A 17608-nucleotide genomic window follows, 5' to 3' on the forward strand; every position below is an offset into this window, starting at 1 on the left:
GATTACTTTTTTACTGAGAAAACAGGACCAGATAATAACTCAAACTCTGGATTAGGTGAAGCTTTAGTACAATTAAAATTACAGGTCATAATCTGGTTACTTCTATCATCAAATCGACAAGTACCCATAACCTTATAAGTTATTGTTACACCATTTGACAATATTTCAGCACCAGACTCTTTATAGTGTTGTTGCAACATGACATTCATACCTTCTACAACCCTTTCAATTAAAACTTCTTCCAATTTTACCAAATCATTTGCATCATATAATGCTGCTAATTCCGGATCAATTTCTGCTTCACCTTCCATATCACGCGAACTGTTGGCACGGTTGTAGTAAACTAAATCGAAGTTGTAATATTTCGCAGTCGAACCATAATACAAATCCCTTCCATAAGGTAAATATTTTGGTTCCCAGTATTTTCCTAACTCTTCATCTTCCTTAACGTAGTCTGTTATGTACTGATAAAAAGCTTTATCAGAATTCATATCGATCTCGATTACAGGAGAAAATTTCCAGAATCTGGCCGGCTGCATTTCATAATACTCAGCTGTTTCCGAAGCTTCTGCACCAATTTCATCAGCAAATCTAAAATTGACTTCTGAAATAGATTTAACTCCATACCCCTTAAAAATATCTTCAATAATATCAGGAATATAATCAACTGAGATACCTGGGTATAGCACTGTGTCTACAGCTATTTGCTCAGCTATCTCCAATTCTTCTGGCGTCGTTGCATCTTCCTGAGCTAACTTACTAATTGTAACATAATCAGCTGGTACCAAGTCATATTTAAGATCTTTACGAAGAGGACCAGTATAATTACTGTCCAATTCGTCTTTAATATCATCTAAGGGTTCGCAGGCAAAAAGCGATAAACCTGCTAACATCATTATAATTGAGTGTAATTTAAGTTTCATGATAAAAACAAATTAAAAGTTAACTTTCATGCCAATAGAAAATGTTCGGCCAAAGCCATAATAAACAGGTGATGTTTGCCAGTCATGCTCTACACCATCGTCTGCGTCTGCAATATACTCAGTATCTAACAAGTTGGTAACTTTACCAAAAATTCTGGATTTCAATCCATTGATTTTAAACCTGTAACTTGCATTTAAATCAAACAGCACTGCATCTGGTAATTGCCATGCATTAACGCCACTACTGGCGATAGTTGTTCTATTAGTTGGATCAAAATCAGCAAAGTTACGCCCATAGTAGTTGGCATCTGCACCTATTCGGAAACTTTTGAAGAAATTATAATTAACACCCAACGCTGCAGTTGTTTGAGCAGAGTTTCCAACATTAACATCCTTTATATAAGCATTATATTCACCCACAAAATTACCAGCATCATCAAACTCCTGGAAATATACATCGTCAATATACGACCAATCTCCAACTGATGCCATTGCACGAATTGTTAAATCATTTGTTGGTTTATAAGTTGCTTCAAATTCAACACCTTGATGTAGTGAGCTTAACCCTAACAAACTAAAAGATTGTCCCTGGAAACTTTGTGTTAACCCTTGATCTCTCCACTCTGTACGATAAACTCCTAACTTAACATTTAACCTTCTGGAACGATACCCATATCCACCTTCAAAAGTTAGTACTTTTTCATACTTAGGATCGTCAATAAAATCATTCGTATATCCATCAAATACAAACTTCACGAATGGTGCTCTTGTAAAATAACCCGCATTGGCATATACATTATGGTTATCATTAATATTATAATTTGCACCACCCTTAATACTCCAGGAAATAAAGTTTGCCCAATCAGACTTTTGATTTCCCACCTCATATTGGAAAAAATCTACTCTACGCACAGTTTGAGCAGAACCTGATGCTGATAGAAAAGCTGTAAAACGATCGAACTCAATTTCTCCTTGTGCAAATAGCCCATTCCACAACACCTGCATGTCATTATTGTAGTTATATTTATCACCAACTCTCAATGGTGAATTAACCGGAATATTAATATTTGCATCATCAATATGGAATTGGCCTCCAAGTAAATCATCAACTTCTTCATAGTGATGTCCAATGTAATACCTTGAATCCACTCCAAATGTCAAATTTATGTTATCCACCTTCGTATTTAAGGTTGATAAGATTCCATACCATTCATGGCTGTTTACAGCATTACCTATAAGGAAATCTGATTGTCCACCTATAGAAGCGTTATGAGCAATCATTTTATCCCAATTGATTAATCCATCTCCCGTACGCCATTCCATGCTGTTGAATTTATGACTATCTCTATTGTATTCAACATCCGGAGCTTTTTCTCCTCTTAATCGTCTTCCTCCTCCACTTGAGATTGAAGCATATACAGAAGTTGCTAACTGTGTATTATTATCAATTGTCCAATAGTGGTTTAAAGAAACCTGCGGTTTGTGATAATAGTTGTATCCATAACCTCCGCCGTAAATTTTACCATCACGAATACCATATTCTGAGTTGTACTTAAATCCGGCTGTGTTAGAGAAAGGTAAATCCTCATTTTTATTTTCAAATGTAGATATCAGGTGCTTGTTACCTCTTTGGTTGTGCCATTGCGGAGCACCAAATGCTTGTAAAGAAATCCTGTGCCTATCATTAATCACTTTTGTAATGTTTGCAAAATAATTATATCCCTGAAAATCAGTTCCATTAATATAACCATCGCCACTTACAGTTCCACCCAAAAGAGTTACAGCCCATCCGTTCTCCATCAAGCCTGTTGAAACATTAAAGCTAAATTTCCTATATCCATCATTACCCATTCCGGCGTAAAAGGAACCACCTTGTTCTGCATCGGCACTTTTAGTAATAATGTTCATTGTTCCACCAACAGAAGAAATTGCAAGTTTAGAGGCTCCTAATCCACGTTGTACTTGCATTACTGATGTAACATCCGACAGTCCAGCCCAGTTAGAAAAGTAAACTCTTCCATTTTCCATATCATTAACTGGTATACCATTAATTAATACACCAATATTACTCGTATTAAAACCTCTAATGTTAATTCGAGAGTCACCAAAACCACCTCCACCTTTTGTAGCATATACAGACGGTGTTGATTTTAGTATTTCCGGGAATTCCTGGTTTCCAAGCTTCTCTTCGATAATGGTTGCAGGAAGATTCGAAATCGCAACAGGTGTCTTACGATCAGTTGCAAATGAAGCAACTACCGACACTTCAGTAATACCGACAGAAGATGATTCCATTTTGATTACACCAATATCTTCATCTCCATTAACATTTAAACTTTTCGTTTGATCCACAAAACCTAAATAGGAGAATTTTAATTCGTGCTTTCCATTACTCAATTCAATCTCGAAAGAACCATCAAAGGAAGTAACAGTACCAATACTGTTATTTGCTTCCAGATAGACTGCAACACCAATTAAAGGTTCGTCATTACTTCTATCAATAACAGTTCCAGATATTTTGGACTGCCCCATGATTGCGGTAACATTGAACATCATAAGAGTACAGCAAAGAGCTGTTAATACGTATTTTTTCATTTCGATGTGTTTGGTTAGTAATTAATTACTATATGCCATTTTTAAAGATTAAATAATTTCGCTGCAAAGATGAAAAACTAGACCAATAGGTCGGTTTTTTAAATGTTAAAATTCTGTTAATTCTGTATCAATGACTAAAAATTGCACCAGAAATAATTAACAACTTTTAAGAAGTTATCAACAAGAAACAACGAAAGACACCACCAAATAATCAATATGATAGACAGGATTACAGGTTATTAGAAACAACCTTAATTTATGAACAAATTATAAGTACAAAAGAAAAAGACAATAGCTGGCTATGCCTAAATAACAAAATGAATTCTTAATAGTGGACTAAGCTTTATGATTCGTTCATACTTCTGGCAGAAATATTCCCTCCACCATGATAAACAATTATTTAAGCTTTTAAAACCTGACTTTACTTTAATTTCAAATCGGTGTTTTGTTTTTGCGCCACACCATCCCAATACATATCAAAAGCAGTATCGAATTCCTCTGCAAAGATTTTTAACGGTTTAGCAGAAGCAAGGAAGTAATTAGCCGTAGCCCGTGTAAATGCAAAATCAAAAAAGGCAATCATATCTGTGTTATAGGCCTTTAAGATACCCATATTCACTTTTTGCATAATAAACCGTTTTGGTCCCTCTTTTGTTTCTTCCACAAGACCAAAATGTACTTTCATATATGGGCTGGATTCAAAAATATTGATGTAATAAAACTTAATGGGATGAGTAATAAACCACTTGACAATACCACTAAATACCTGCTTGGTACTCTCTTTCTGATCCTCTGTTAGTTTATTAACGCATTGCTCTTCAACTTCAAACATCAGCTGCTTATAGATATCAATAATTAACTGATCCTTACTGGTAATATGATGGTATAAAGTTCCTTTAGCGATACCAATCCGATCAATCAATTCATTTACCGATGCAGCAAAACCTTTTTCTACAAAAAGTTCCATTGCTCCTTTATATATCTCAGCTTTCTTACTCATATTTTTTACAAAAAATCCTTGCGAAGGTAAGTTAAAAATTTAACGGATAAAAAAACTGCTTCCACAAAGTATGAAAGCAGCTTAATTATATGGCTATTTCTTAAATGAATTTATAGACACAAGTATGCTTGTATCTCTCTCCCACTTTTAATACAGCATTTGGAAAATGTTCTTTGTTAGGTGAATCAGGGAAAATCTGAGTTTCCAAAGCTACACCTGCCCACTTTTCAATTGGATCACCTGATTTTCCGATTTCAGAAGAATCAAAATGACTCCCCGTATAGATTTGAACACCAGGCTGGTCGGTATAGACTTCCATTGCCCTGCCTGATTCAGTATCTTCTAATCTGGCTGCTAACTTTAGATCACCGTTATAGTCATTAATCACAAAGTTATGATCGATTCCATCAACCAATTTAACCTGTGGACAATCTGCACTTAATGCCTCTCCAATCTTCTTGGCAGAGGTAAAATCCATTGCCGTGTCTTTAACAGGTTCAATTTCTCCTGTTACTGTTCCTATTTCACCATCAATCGGTGTAAACTTGTCTGCATTGATTAACAACTTATGTTCAGCCACAGTACCAGTACCAGCACCTTTTAAATTGAAATAAGCATGAGAAGTGAGGTTAATAATCGTATCCTTGTTAGACTCCGCGTCATACTCAATAACAAACTCATTATCATTGGTTAGACCATAAGTTACAACAGTTGTCAGCTCACCTGGGTAGTTTTGGTCACCATCAGGGCTAACCAACATCAACTTATAGGCTTGTGCAAATTGTGGCAAATCAACTTTCTCTACATCCCAAGTACGAAGATTAAACCCATCAATCCCTCCATGTAAATGATTGGGACCATTATTAACGTCCAACTGGTAAGTTTCATCATTGAGTTCGAACTGCCCCTTAACAATTCGGTTGGCATATCGGCCACAGATTGCTCCAAAATAGGCATCACCCGCTAAAGCTCCTTCAACTGAATCATAACCAATAACCACGTCAGCTATTTCACCTTTGGCATCAGGTACTTTAATAGAGGTAATTTGTCCGCCACGTGCAATAAATGTTACTTCAACATTATTGCTATTTTTTAATGTAAATACATCAGATGCTTTCATACTTCCTTCCTTTTGAAAAACTACCCAAACCAATGCCTGGGCAGTTACTCCATTTATTATAATTCTACCTGAACAGCTCCTTTAGAACGGATGAACAACTTGTGACAATTACCTTTTCCAAACACGGATTCTAATGTAGAAATATAATCATCCAATAAATCGTTAGGAACAAAGGCCTGGATGGTACCGGCAAAACCACCACCATGCACACGCCATGCACCTTTTCCTTTCAACACTAACTCAGAAAGTGCTAATGCTAATGCAACATTCTGACGCTTTGTTTCACCACCAACAAAAATATTCTGGTTGTACATATATGAGCTGAATCCTGATTCAACCACTAACTCAAGGAATTTATCAAAGTTACCGGATTCCAAAGCATCTACCTGATAAACCACACGTGAGTTATCAGCCTGGAAGTGAATGGAACGTAACAAAGCACGGTCACCTACTTTCTCTCGGATTGCAGGAATACCCTTCACGACATCTTCCATTGACAATGGACGTAAAACCTGCTCTCCCAATTCCTGTGCTACTGACATCATTTCACCCGGAAGCGCATTATATTCTTCATCCAATCCACCATGACTACCACCTGTATTGGTTATTACCAACGAATAGCCTGTCTTAGCAAAATCAAAGTCTAATGCTTTTACAACCGGATTCGTTTTATCCGCAAAATCAATGGTAATGAATCCTCCAACCGCACAAGCAGTCTGGTCCATTAAACCGCAAAATTTCTTACAGGCATGCTCGGCTTTTTGACCAATTTTTGCATTATCAACCGGATCCAACTTACCATCGTTGAATAAGTTACTGAAGATAGCACCAATTAACACTTCGAACGATGCTGAAGAACTTAATCCAGAACCTTCAGGTACACAACCATGGATTACTGCATCAAAGCCAGTAACCTCAAATCCTAATGCTTTAATTTCTTTAGCTATGGTTCTTACAATATTTCCCGGAGTTAATTTGAATTCTGTCACCTCCAACTCAGAAAGGTCAACTTCAAATGGTTCGAAGCCTACAGATGTAATACGAACTTTATTGGTTCCATTAGGAGAAGCCACAGCAATGTTATCTAAGTTAACTGCACCAGCTAATACACGTCCTAATTGGTGATCGGTGTGATTACCACCAACCTCAGTACGTCCAGGTGAGCTTAAAAGCATAACATCATCCGAGCCATAGATATTTTTAAACTCATTGATATATTTAACATAACGATCAGCCTGAGCTTTTAATACTGACTCATCTGTTCCATATAAATCCTTAAAAAACGGATTATTTCCACCGTTTATCTTCTCAATTAAACTTGAAATTTGCATAATGTAAACTGAATTAAGTAGTTATTGTTTTTTTCTTTTTATAATGTGTGATTGGTAATTCGCGTAAGCGCTGTGCTGCTTGCTCAGCGGTGATATCGCGTTGGGCATTACCCATCATTTCGTATCCAACCATAAACTTTTTAACTGTTGCCGAGCGCAACAATGGCGGGTAAAAGTGCATATGCAAATGCCACTCAGGGTGTTCCTCTCCGTCAGTTGGCGCCTGATGCATACCTGCTGAATATGGGAATGATACCTCAAAAAGGTTATCATACATTACTGTCAATTTTTTATACGCATCTGCTAAGGCCGCGCGCTCATCATCGGATAGCTGAGTAATATTTGAAACAGCTCGCTTACTTACAATCATCGCTTCAAAAGGCCAGGTTGCCCAAAATGGCACCAAGGCAACAAAGTGTTCATTTTCTACCAATATCCTATCGCCTGATTTTAACTCCTCGGCTACATAGTCTTCTAATAAAGTCTTACCATGCTTGTCAAAGTAAGATTTTTGCATCTTTGCTTCTTTGGCAGGTTCAACTGGTACTGAATATTGACCCCAGATCTGACCATGCGGATGTGGATTACTACAACCCATTATATCACCTTTATTCTCAAAAATCTGAACATGATTGATATAGTCGAGTGAACCTATTTCCTTATATTCCTGACACCACAAATCAATCACCTTGCGAATATTCTCCACCTTCATTTCAGGAATGGTTAAATCATGACGCGGAGAAAAACAAATTACTTTACAGAACCCTTTTTCGCTTTCTGCCCGAAACAAATCACCTTTGGTATAATGACCTTGCGGAATATCTGGTACTAAAGCACTGAAATCATTTTGGAAAACAAAAACATCTTTGTAATCCGGGTTCTGATGACCACCAGCTCTTTCATTTCCCGGACATAGGTAACACTTCTCATCATATTGAGGGCGTTCTTCCACTGCTGGTTTCTCAACCTTTCCCTGCCAGGGGCGTTTCGTTCTATGTGGTGATACCAGCACCCAATCGCCGGTTAAGGGATTATATCGACGATGAGAATGTTCTGTAAATTCAAATTGTTCCATAACTTTTGTATACTGTTTGTGATTCTATATTGATCGTTTGACAATAGGGTCGCTGAATTCTGCCTCATCCTTAGGTTTAAACTTAAAATAGAATGCCCCTTTCCTTGACTCAGACATATCTTTTTCTTCTAACCTCTCCAATACTTTTAATGAAAGAATCTTCTTGCGGAAATTACCCGGATCAAATTCTCTTTGAAATATTTGATTATATAAGTTGCGTAGCCTCGTAATTGTAAATTTCTCAGGTAACAACTTACGCCCGATTATTTCATAACTTGATCGCAGTCTTAATTTCTCCAGAGCTTTGTTTACGAGAATGTCATGGTCAAATATCAGCATTGGTAACTCCTCTAACGAGAACCATTTAGCACCGTAATCCTTAATCAGGTTACTCGCCTTATCATCGATTTTAATCAAAGCATAATATTCAACGGTTATAACACTACCCCCTGGATCACGATCCGGAGCTGAGAATGTATGAACCTGTTCAAGATATACATCCTCCAATCCGGTCAATTTGTGTAAAACACGTCTTGCTGCATCTTCAGTTGATTCATTGGCATGCACCCAGCCACCAAGTAAAGACCATTCACCCTTTGCAGGTTCAATGGCACGCTGAAACACCAATACTTTCAATTGCTCTTGTTCATATCCGAATATAACGCAGTCAACGGAGACAAAACGCTTATTCTCTTGATATTGATCGTAGATAGTTGTATTCATAACAGAAACAAATATAAAAGTATTATTTACTTTTATAGCATTTTAAATGTAAATTTTACTTTTATTTATTAAAACAAGCTGATTTGATGAATCTTAAGCTTGCTGATATAGATTACCTCACTTTTTTATACTAAGAAAGCCCTTTCGAGTAAATCAAAAGGGCTTTCTTATATTACTATATTTCTTCTTACTTCTCCAGCTCTTTCCAGGCTAGCGCACTTGCACCAACAATTGCAGCATCTCCAGCATCCAATTTCGATACCAATAACTTGACTTTATTCTTCCAAATTGGTAACAAGTGGTGTTCAATACTGTCCTTGGTTGGCTTTAAAATGTACTCACCAGCAGCCAATGGACCTCCAAACAGGAAGATAGCTTCAGGTGCCAAAGTATGGATGGTATCAGCAATACCCATCCCCAAATAGTATCCTGTCTGGTCAAATACTTCCTTAGCAACTTTATCGCCAGCAACTGCTGCATCGTAAATCATCTTAGAAGTCAACTCATTATAAGAGTGATCAGCCAATGGACTATCGGTCGCATTATACTTCGCTAATAATTCAAAGGCAGTACGCTTCATTCCCGATGCCGAACAATAAGCTTCCAGGTGACCTTTAGCACCACAACCGCAATTGCGTCCTTCAGGAATCAGAGTTGCGTGACCACATTCGCCTGCAAAACCGTCGTGTCCGTATACCAAATCACCATTAACAACCACACCGCTACCAACACCGGTTCCAAGGGTGTACATCACAAAGTTTTTCATTCCTTTGGCACCACCATAAATCATCTCACCGATAGCAGCCGCATTTGCATCATTGGTTAAAGCAATCGCGTTTAAATCCGGGAATTGCTTTTTCAACAACTCGACTACAGGTACCACTCCTTTGAACGATAGGTTAGGAGCAAATTCGATGGTTCCGCTATAGTAGTTACCATTTGGTGCACCCACTCCAATACCTGCAATGTCAATATCATCGTTCATCAATTTGGCATTGGTCATTAATTTATTGATGGCAGTAGCTAGGTCCGAAATGTATACGTTAATATCTCCATGGTCAGGCGTTGCAATATTATCTTTAGCCAATACGTGACCTTGCTCGTCTACAACACCAATGGCAGTATTAGTTCCGCCTATATCAACTCCAACAGATACTCTTTTCATTTGAATGCTTTTTATTGATTAATCAGATTATTTAATCACAACGACTTCCTGAGATATTATCAGGAAGTCGTTTCTAAATATTCTATGTTTTTGTTTATTCAACCGGAATGTCTTTATTCACATTCTTGTAACCCGCAAGTGCATACCATAATAAGTATACCAAACCAGCAACAATTACCCAATATGAAGCCATGTAGCTCACTGTGATATCTGCAACAGCACCCTGGATTAATGGAAGAACTCCACCACCAACAACCATTACCATGAAGATACCTGATCCCATTTCGGTGTATTTACCAATACCTTCAACAGCCAGGTTAAAAATTCCACCCCACATAATTGAAGTACATAAACCACAAAGCGTAAATAACATTACCGATAATGGAACTGTCTGCATTCCAAAGCTTAAATCAGACATAAATACAGGCATTGATACTGAAATACTTGATGGAAGGAAAATACCTAAACCAACAAAAATAATACCTAAGGTACTTACAAAGCTTAACTGAGCCTTAGCTGAGAACTTACCTCCTAAGATACCACCTGTTAAACGACCAATCAGCATCAGGAACCAGTAAGTACCAACTACAGAACCAGCAGCAGCTGTATCAATTCCCATTCCTTTAGCACCATCGGCTAAATCTTGAGGAGTGGTTAAGAAAAGGTTGATAAAGTTAGGAATACCTACCTCGATACCTACATATAAGAAGATTGCAACAGTACCTAAAACAAAATGACGGAATGACATAGGACTGTACTTATCCTTTTCTTTCTTACCTTCTTCTTCAGATCTGTTGTGAGGCTCAGGAATAGCAACAATAGCTAATACAATAAAAGCAGCAACAAAAATACCAATAGCAATTAACAAGGCTGGTACTGCATTTTTCATTGTGGCTCTTGCAAGATCTCCAATCAGATAACCTCCAAGAATTGGTACAATTGTAGCAGCCATTGAGTTTAATGAACCACCAAACTGAATTAACTGGTTTCCTCGTTTACCGCCTCCACCTAAAGTGTTAAGCATTGGGTTAACAACAGTATTCAACATACACATTGAGAATCCTGAAATAAATGCACCAGTCAGATAAACAGAGAAGATAGGTGTAAAGTTATCACCAATTTCATAAGGCATTAAACCAGAGATCAACTGAACGCCAACACCTAAAATACCAACAGCAATCGCTGTTAATGCAGTAAATTTGTAACCTTTTTTCTTTAACAGAATTCCCGAAGGTAATCCTAGAAATAAGTAAGCCAGGAAGTTGGCAAAGTTACCTAACTGAGACATCCAGTTAAGAATACCTTCCTGATTTTTGGCAATCACACCCATTGGATTTGATAATCCGGTTACAAATGAAATCATTGCAAATAGAAAGAACATCATTACTATTGGCAACACTTTGTTGTTTTTGCTAGACATAATTTAATAAGTTAAAATCTCGAGATAAGTTTCCTTACCTCTATTCTTAGTTTGTGTATTAATTAATTGTATGCTTATCCAAGTTTCGTTTAATTATTAAACGACAATTTGTAATTTCTTTGCCTTATTTTTCATTAAACTCAAAACGCCGACCAATATAACACTTAATCGCACATTTTAAACAAACCATGCATAAAAAACCGCTAATAAAAATTAGTTTTAAATTAAGTGCATTCTGATTTATACAAAAAAGAGCCACCTTCTTACAGAAAGTGGCTCAACTATATAAAACCTAATTTCTTATTGCTCTAAATATGTCACTCTTAATTCATATATGGTGGTATAATAACCATTTACTCCACCAATTGCAGATGGTAAAACTACTTTTGCTTCGCCTCCATAACGCATATTCAATAAAGCCTCATTAATACCCAATGGCACTCCTGTAGCGTTGGCAGAGGCTGCATCATTCAATAAATAAGTTGTGTAAGATACCGGAGCATTTGAATAATCATTGCTTCCGGCATAAGCTTCATATGTTACATCCAAAGTATCTTGAGCGATATTATATGCTGTAAAGCGATACCCAACTTTATTGAATATCTTGATGGAATCACCGTCTCCTATTTTCGTATGAAATAACATCAATCCTGATTCAAATCGATGATCCATTGTATCCAGAGCTGCAGCTGTCATAGAGTCCAAACGAACCATATCATTGCTCATCATTTCATTGTAATATCGATCAAGTAATTGCTGCTCTGCTTCAATTAGCTCTTTTGGATTGACAAAGTTATTGTTACTATTACAAGCAGAGAAACCAATCGTAAGAGTTAAAACAGCTATTAATATTAACTTGATATCTATTTTTTTATTCTTCATCATTTAGTAATATGTCAGTTTGACAAGATGCACAAAGAAAATCATTTTTATGCAATCTTCAAACCAAATTAATCCTTCGGTTGACTACACACCACTTCTACTACCTCAATATCCATCCGCAGTATCGCCAATTTTGGTATTTTATTATCATCACCGGCGATACCATGTGCCAGATAAGGTGGTAAAATTAGTTTTGCTATTGCACCTTTATTTACTTTTGTAATAAACTGCTCAAGACCGGCTTCTACCTGAGCCTTTCCTACAGTAAAAGTCATTAAACCTTCAGTGGCTGATGAATAGCATATTGTACCATCTAACAAACTAGTAGTATAGGCTAATGTAACATTGTCATTTATTTTAATTGTCGGTGCATTTGAGAGCGTGTTAATCTGGTAATAATAACCTGTTTCTGATTTTTCCATATCCAGCATATTATCCTCAATATACTTTTCAATGACTTTAGCTTCGGTACTTACCATTTTCCGGTTCATCTCCAAAAGCATTTCTTTGGTGACTAGCTTACCTTGTTTTGGCTTTTCACGGCAACCACCCAACAAAACCCCAAAGCAAATAACAAACAGCAATAATAATCTAATAACCATTGGCATCGCAGAATTCTTTTAATACTTTCTTAAAACGTTCTACTGTTTCATCCAGTTTTAATTTTGATTCTCCTCCCGCTGCATTAAAATGTCCGCCACCATTAAAATATGTTTCACTGAATTTATTAGCAGGAAAGCCACCTCGTGATCGAAACGAAATCTTCACAAGATCTTTCTTCTCAGTGAACAACGCCGACAGGTTAACTCCTTCTATCCACAAAGCCTGATTGACGAATCCCTCTGTATCACCTGGCTTAAAATTAAAGCGTTTCAACTCTTCCTGACTTAATGAGATAAAAGCCGCCTTTTGTTCTGGTATGCGTTCCATCTTCTCACCCAAAGCATGTCCTAACAAACGCATGCGATCAAATGAGTTGTTATGGAAAATCATGTGATGAATATGTTCCTTATCTATACCCATGCGCAATAAGTCTGCTACGATCAGATAAGTTTCAGGTCGGTTGGAGTTATAATTTAAAGATCCGGTGTCAGTCATGATACCTGCATAGATGCACTCGGCTGCTTCTTTAGTAATAAACGCCTTTAAACCAGCCTCATCCAATACATAAAACAATAACTCGCAGGTTGAAGAAGCCTCAGGTACACTGATTTGCACATCAGCTGTGTTAGGTTCTGGAAAAGGATGGTGATCAATCATTATACGAGGTGTATCATCTTTTTCAAATACCTCTCCCATTAATTTTATCCGGGAAAGAGCATTAAAATCAACAAACAAAACAACATCGCTTTCAGCTATTAACCGCTTTGACTTCTTAACATTTTTATCGTAAATAATCACATCTTCAACACCATACATCCAATTCAGAAAATCAGGAAATTCATTGGGACATATAACAGATGCTTCCTTGCCTATATTTTTTAGGGTATTATAAAGGCCTAAAGATGAACCTAGTGCATCCCCATCTGGATTGTTATGTGGAACAATTACAACTTTATTACTGTTGTTTATTTTGGTTTTAAATAAATCTATTTGTGACTTGTCCTTAATATTCATCATTAATTTTTGTTGGATTGACAAAGATATAGATTTTGAAAGACTAAAAATTTTGTAATTTAGGATTTGTAATTTTTTACCTTACACTAATTAATCAGCTAAAATATGGCAGGACTTAAAACACTTACAATGATTAAGCCGGGAGCTGTAAAAAACAAGCACATCGGCGCAATACTTAATATGATAGAGGAATCTGGCTTCCGCATTTCGGCAGTTAAATCCCTAAAGCTTTCCAAAGAAGATGCCGAATCGTTTTATGAAGAACATAAAGAACGTCCATTTTTCCCCGATTTGGTCGACTTTATGTCATCAGGGCCAATTGTTGCGGCTATATTATTAAAGGACAATGCAGTTGAGGATTTCAGAAAACTAATTGGAAGCACTGATCCAGCTGAAGCGGAAGATGGTACCATTCGCAAGTTATTTGCCGAAAGCAAAGCTAAAAATGCTATTCATGGTTCGGATAGCGACGCCAGTGCTGATCGTGAAAGCCGTTTCTTTTTTAGTGACAAAGAACTATTGGAGAAGCATCCATAAAATCAGTCATTAATTGATTAGTCAGAAAGCAGTTGCAATGCATATGACTAATGTGAAATACAAGCCCTTTGCATTTGTGAAGGGCTTTTTTATTTAGTGTTGAGTTGTCAAGTTATGGAATTGTGAAGTTACAATGATGTAAAAGTGATAATTACTATACTTACTGCTGTCTATTGCCCACTCTCGACCTTCCATCTGTCCTACCTGAACACAATATCTTTAATGATATTTTCGCCAATTGCCTGGTTGAGGTTCGTGATGATTTTATCCTTCCACATCATTAGTTCATTGCGCAAAACACTTGATGTCATTTCCACATAAAGCACACCATTGCGCACATAGATCCGGTGTGTTGCCCTGGCCACCGCAGGTCCTAACACCTTTGACCAATAATGAACAGCACGGTTTTCCAGCATTCCTTTATTGAGGTTCTGCTTTTTAAGTACTTCTTTGATGACATCACTTATGGCTTGTGTTTTTCTTCGGCGCATAACCTTGTGTTTATTTGTAGATTTGAAGATTCGTTAATTTGTAAGGAGCTTTTTGTGAAATGTGTTTAATTTGTTAGATAACTCATTGATCTCCTCACGGTAGTCAGATAAAGTCATATCATCAATAAATCCAAGATCATTAGATAATATAAGTTGATTCACAACCTCTAATAAGCTGGAAAATGCTATTTCGATAAACCTGGCTTTATCTTTATTGGACATCCTGCCACTACCTTCTGCTATATTAGATGAAATTGAAACGGAAGCTCTTCGTAACTGATTTGTTAATCCAAATTGTTCATCTTTTGGAAATCCACCTGTCGTTTGGTAAATATTTCGAACCAATTGACGTGAAAGCTGCCAAACCTCTAACTTCTCGAAATTATAAATATACATCATTCAATAGTTTAAACATGTACAATCCAAATCAACAATTCATCGCACAGTCAAATAAACAAATCGACAAATAAACAATTCAACAACTACCCAAGCACTTGCCCCGCCTGCACATCAAATACTTTATAATCTTTACCCGTTCGCTCAACAATATCAAGTAAATAGGGTTTATTGGTATCAGTGATAAATATCTGGTTGAAAACATCCTCTGACACTAATTGCAAAAGGCGATTACTGCGGGCATCATCAAGCTTATCAAATATATCGTCGAGCAAGAGAATTGGTTTAATGCCATTGTGCTTTTGAATAAACTCATATTGGGCAAGCTTGAGCGCAATTAAAAAGGTCTTTTTTTGTCCTTGTGAGGCAATCTTTTTAATAGAATAGCCACCTAATAATAACTCCAAATCATCTTTATGAATACCCTTGGTGGTATAGCCAACTATTGTATCCTTTGCCCGAACTTCCAGTAACTGCTGTTTTAATGAACCATCGTGCAAATGTGATTTATAGTTCAGAGCAATCTCCTCCTTGCCATCAGAAATATAAGCATAGTACTTCTGGAAAACAGGTACCAATTCCTGTATAAAATCAATCCGTTTCTGATAAATTCTGTTAGCCAATTGTTCCAGTTGCTCGTCCCAAAGGTCAAGCATAGAATAATCACGCGAACCACTCTCTTTTAGTTGCTTAAGAGTTGCGTTCCGTTGCATTAATGAGCGATTATAGCGCATCAAATCATCCAGAAAAGGCTTATCATACTGTGAAATTACTCCATCCATGTATTTACGCCGTTGCTCACTGCCTTCGTTAATCAGCTGTTCATCAGCCGGTGAAATCATTACAAGTGGTAATAACCCTATATGATCAGCCAGCTTACTATACTCTTTTTTGTTGCGCTTAAAATGCTTCTTCTGTGACTTCTTTAGTCCACAATAGATATGCTCTTCCTCATCCTGCCGTTCATACTGTCCTTGAACTACAAAGAACTCACCATCATGATTTATATTCTGGCTATCGATGGAATTAAAATAACTCTTGCAAAACGAAAGGTAATAAAGTGCATCCAGCACATTGGTTTTTCCGGCACCATTCTCCCCTACCAGGCAGTTGATTCCAGGCGAAAAGTCTATTTCGGCCTGTATGATATTTTTAAAGTTAATTAGATTAAGATGCCTGATGTGCATATGTTATGGTTTTGTGCAAAAGTAAGTATCCGCAAGGGATTGTTCAAAATTGCAAATCAATATTTTTAATGCTTAAAACCTAAGTTGTACATCTTGCACTGGTGCAGTACTCTATGAGCTTCTCTCACTCAGCATTTAAATAATTTATCAATAAGCCTTAAAAAGTAATAATCCACCTTTTGTTTTTAGGTCAAAACAATTACTTTTGGCATTCGAATAAAAATTTACTTAAAATGTCAAAAGAGAAACGTACGCATCAAGACGATAGCTTCGAGAATGTGGAGAGCGCATTGAGTAAGACGGAGCACTTTATTGAAGAGAACCAGAATAAGTTGAGTATAATAGCTTTAGCAATCATTGTTATAGTTGCCGGATACTGGGGAATGAAGAAATTCTATTTTATGCCGAATGAAAAGAATGCACAAAATGATATTTTCTATGCCCAGCAATATTTTGAGAAAGATTCATTTAACCTGGCTTTAGTTGGTGATGGACAAAATGCAGGATTCGAAGATATTATTAATGAATATGGTTCGACCAGGGCTGGTAAATTAGCTGTGTTCTATGCAGGTGTATCCAACCTTCACCTTGGTAATTATAATGAAGCCGTTGATTATCTAAAAAGTTTCTCAACCAGCGATGAAATGATAGCAGCAACTGCAGCTGGTGCTTTGGGTGATGCTTATTCGGAATTGGGACAAAGTGATGATGCGATTGCTCAGTATAAAAATGCAGCATCGTATGACAATACGCTTACTGCTCCTACATACTTGATGAAGCTTGGCATTATGTATGAAACAAAAGGTGATTACAAGTCTGCCATTGAAGCCTATCAAAAAATTAAAGACAAGTATGCTGCTTCAGCAGAGGCTCGTCAGATTGACAAGTATTTAACACGTGCTGAATTACAATCGAAGTAATTTGAACTAAAATATAATGAAGAGGTTGTCTATGTAGGCAACCTCTTTTATTTTTGCAATAAAATTAAAACAATGGCAACCAGTTTAAAAAATTTATCAGATTACAATATAGCCGATGTTCCGTCGGCAGCCGATATGAAGTTTGGAATTGTAGTATCGGAGTGGAATACAGAAATAACAGAGGCTTTATATGAAGGTGCTTATAAGACACTTCTAAAACATGGTG

The 17608-nt window shown here is 36.8% G+C and carries 18 protein-coding genes; 3 read left to right on the forward strand and 15 right to left on the reverse strand.

Annotated elements, in window-relative coordinates; all coding sequences use genetic code 11:
* Positions 1-2: 2 nt before the first annotated feature.
* From AC4MRQ_RS10320 to AC4MRQ_RS10375, 12 genes are all read right to left on the reverse strand, one after another.
* Positions 3-923, reverse strand: a complete 921-nt coding sequence (locus AC4MRQ_RS10320) for a hypothetical protein (protein WP_491197593.1) — start codon at positions 921-923, stop codon at positions 3-5.
* Positions 924-935: 12 nt separating this feature from the next.
* Positions 936-3518 carry a TonB-dependent receptor gene (locus tag AC4MRQ_RS10325; RefSeq protein WP_491197594.1) on the reverse strand — a complete coding sequence of 861 codons (2583 nt, stop codon included), beginning with the start codon at positions 3516-3518 and terminating at the stop codon, positions 936-938.
* A gap of 421 nt (positions 3519-3939) precedes the next feature.
* Entirely contained in the window at positions 3940-4518 is a 579-nt protein-coding gene (locus tag AC4MRQ_RS10330; RefSeq protein ID WP_491197595.1) for a TetR/AcrR family transcriptional regulator, read from the reverse strand.
* Positions 4519-4618: 100 nt separating this feature from the next.
* On the reverse strand, positions 4619-5638 hold the full coding sequence (locus tag AC4MRQ_RS10335) for an aldose epimerase family protein (protein WP_491197596.1): 1020 nt from the start codon (positions 5636-5638) through the stop codon (positions 4619-4621).
* A gap of 56 nt (positions 5639-5694) precedes the next feature.
* Positions 5695-6969: a galactokinase gene (locus AC4MRQ_RS10340; protein WP_491197597.1), complete on the reverse strand. Its 1275-nt coding sequence runs from the start codon at positions 6967-6969 to the stop codon at positions 5695-5697.
* 13 nt (positions 6970-6982) lie between these two features.
* The gene (locus tag AC4MRQ_RS10345) at positions 6983-8044 is read right to left on the reverse strand and encodes a UDP-glucose--hexose-1-phosphate uridylyltransferase (RefSeq protein ID WP_491197598.1); all 1062 of its coding nucleotides are present in this window, start codon (positions 8042-8044) and stop codon (positions 6983-6985) included.
* Positions 8045-8068: 24 nt separating this feature from the next.
* Complete coding sequence (locus AC4MRQ_RS10350) at positions 8069-8767, reverse strand: NUDIX hydrolase (RefSeq protein ID WP_491197599.1); 699 nt, start codon at positions 8765-8767, stop codon at positions 8069-8071.
* Between the two features lie 187 nt (positions 8768-8954).
* On the reverse strand, positions 8955-9932 hold the full coding sequence (locus AC4MRQ_RS10355; protein ID WP_491197600.1) for an ROK family protein: 978 nt from the start codon (positions 9930-9932) through the stop codon (positions 8955-8957).
* A gap of 94 nt (positions 9933-10026) precedes the next feature.
* Positions 10027-11352, reverse strand: coding sequence for an MFS transporter (locus AC4MRQ_RS10360; RefSeq protein WP_491197601.1), 1326 nt, complete (start codon positions 11350-11352; stop codon positions 10027-10029).
* 300 nt (positions 11353-11652) lie between these two features.
* Positions 11653-12237, reverse strand: coding sequence for an FKBP-type peptidyl-prolyl cis-trans isomerase (locus AC4MRQ_RS10365; RefSeq protein ID WP_491197602.1), 585 nt, complete (start codon positions 12235-12237; stop codon positions 11653-11655).
* 65 nt (positions 12238-12302) lie between these two features.
* Positions 12303-12842 carry an FKBP-type peptidyl-prolyl cis-trans isomerase gene (locus AC4MRQ_RS10370; RefSeq protein ID WP_491197603.1) on the reverse strand — a complete coding sequence of 180 codons (540 nt, stop codon included), beginning with the start codon at positions 12840-12842 and terminating at the stop codon, positions 12303-12305.
* Positions 12826-13854, reverse strand: a complete 1029-nt coding sequence (locus AC4MRQ_RS10375) for a DHH family phosphoesterase (RefSeq protein ID WP_491197604.1) — start codon at positions 13852-13854, stop codon at positions 12826-12828. The genes AC4MRQ_RS10370 and AC4MRQ_RS10375 overlap by 17 nt, the downstream gene beginning before the upstream one ends.
* 102 nt (positions 13855-13956) lie before the next feature.
* On the opposite strand from AC4MRQ_RS10375, the gene ndk reads away from it, so the two are divergent.
* On the forward strand, positions 13957-14388 hold the full coding sequence (ndk, locus tag AC4MRQ_RS10380; RefSeq protein WP_491197605.1) for a nucleoside-diphosphate kinase: 432 nt from the start codon (positions 13957-13959) through the stop codon (positions 14386-14388).
* 200 nt (positions 14389-14588) lie between these two features.
* Here the strand turns inward: ndk and AC4MRQ_RS10385 are convergent, their stop codons facing one another.
* The 3 genes from AC4MRQ_RS10385 to recF all read right to left on the reverse strand — a co-directional run bounded on the left by AC4MRQ_RS10385 (position 14589) and on the right by recF (position 16462).
* Positions 14589-14879, reverse strand: a complete 291-nt coding sequence (locus AC4MRQ_RS10385) for a DciA family protein (protein ID WP_491197606.1) — start codon at positions 14877-14879, stop codon at positions 14589-14591.
* Positions 14880-14912: 33 nt separating this feature from the next.
* Complete coding sequence (locus AC4MRQ_RS10390; RefSeq protein WP_491197607.1) at positions 14913-15278, reverse strand: four helix bundle protein; 366 nt, start codon at positions 15276-15278, stop codon at positions 14913-14915.
* A gap of 83 nt (positions 15279-15361) precedes the next feature.
* Entirely contained in the window at positions 15362-16462 is a 1101-nt protein-coding gene (gene recF, locus AC4MRQ_RS10395; protein WP_491197608.1) for a DNA replication/repair protein RecF, read from the reverse strand.
* A gap of 233 nt (positions 16463-16695) precedes the next feature.
* Between recF and AC4MRQ_RS10400 the strand changes: the two genes are divergently transcribed.
* Together AC4MRQ_RS10400 and AC4MRQ_RS10405 are read left to right on the forward strand one after the other, a co-directional pair.
* Positions 16696-17382 (forward strand): tetratricopeptide repeat protein, encoded by a 687-nt coding sequence (locus AC4MRQ_RS10400; protein WP_491197609.1) that lies wholly within the window; start codon positions 16696-16698, stop codon positions 17380-17382.
* 135 nt (positions 17383-17517) lie between these two features.
* Positions 17518-17608: 6,7-dimethyl-8-ribityllumazine synthase (locus tag AC4MRQ_RS10405; RefSeq protein ID WP_491197610.1), on the forward strand; the 91-nt coding region annotated here is incomplete at its 3' end.

Source organism: Carboxylicivirga sp. (assembly GCF_982718395.1).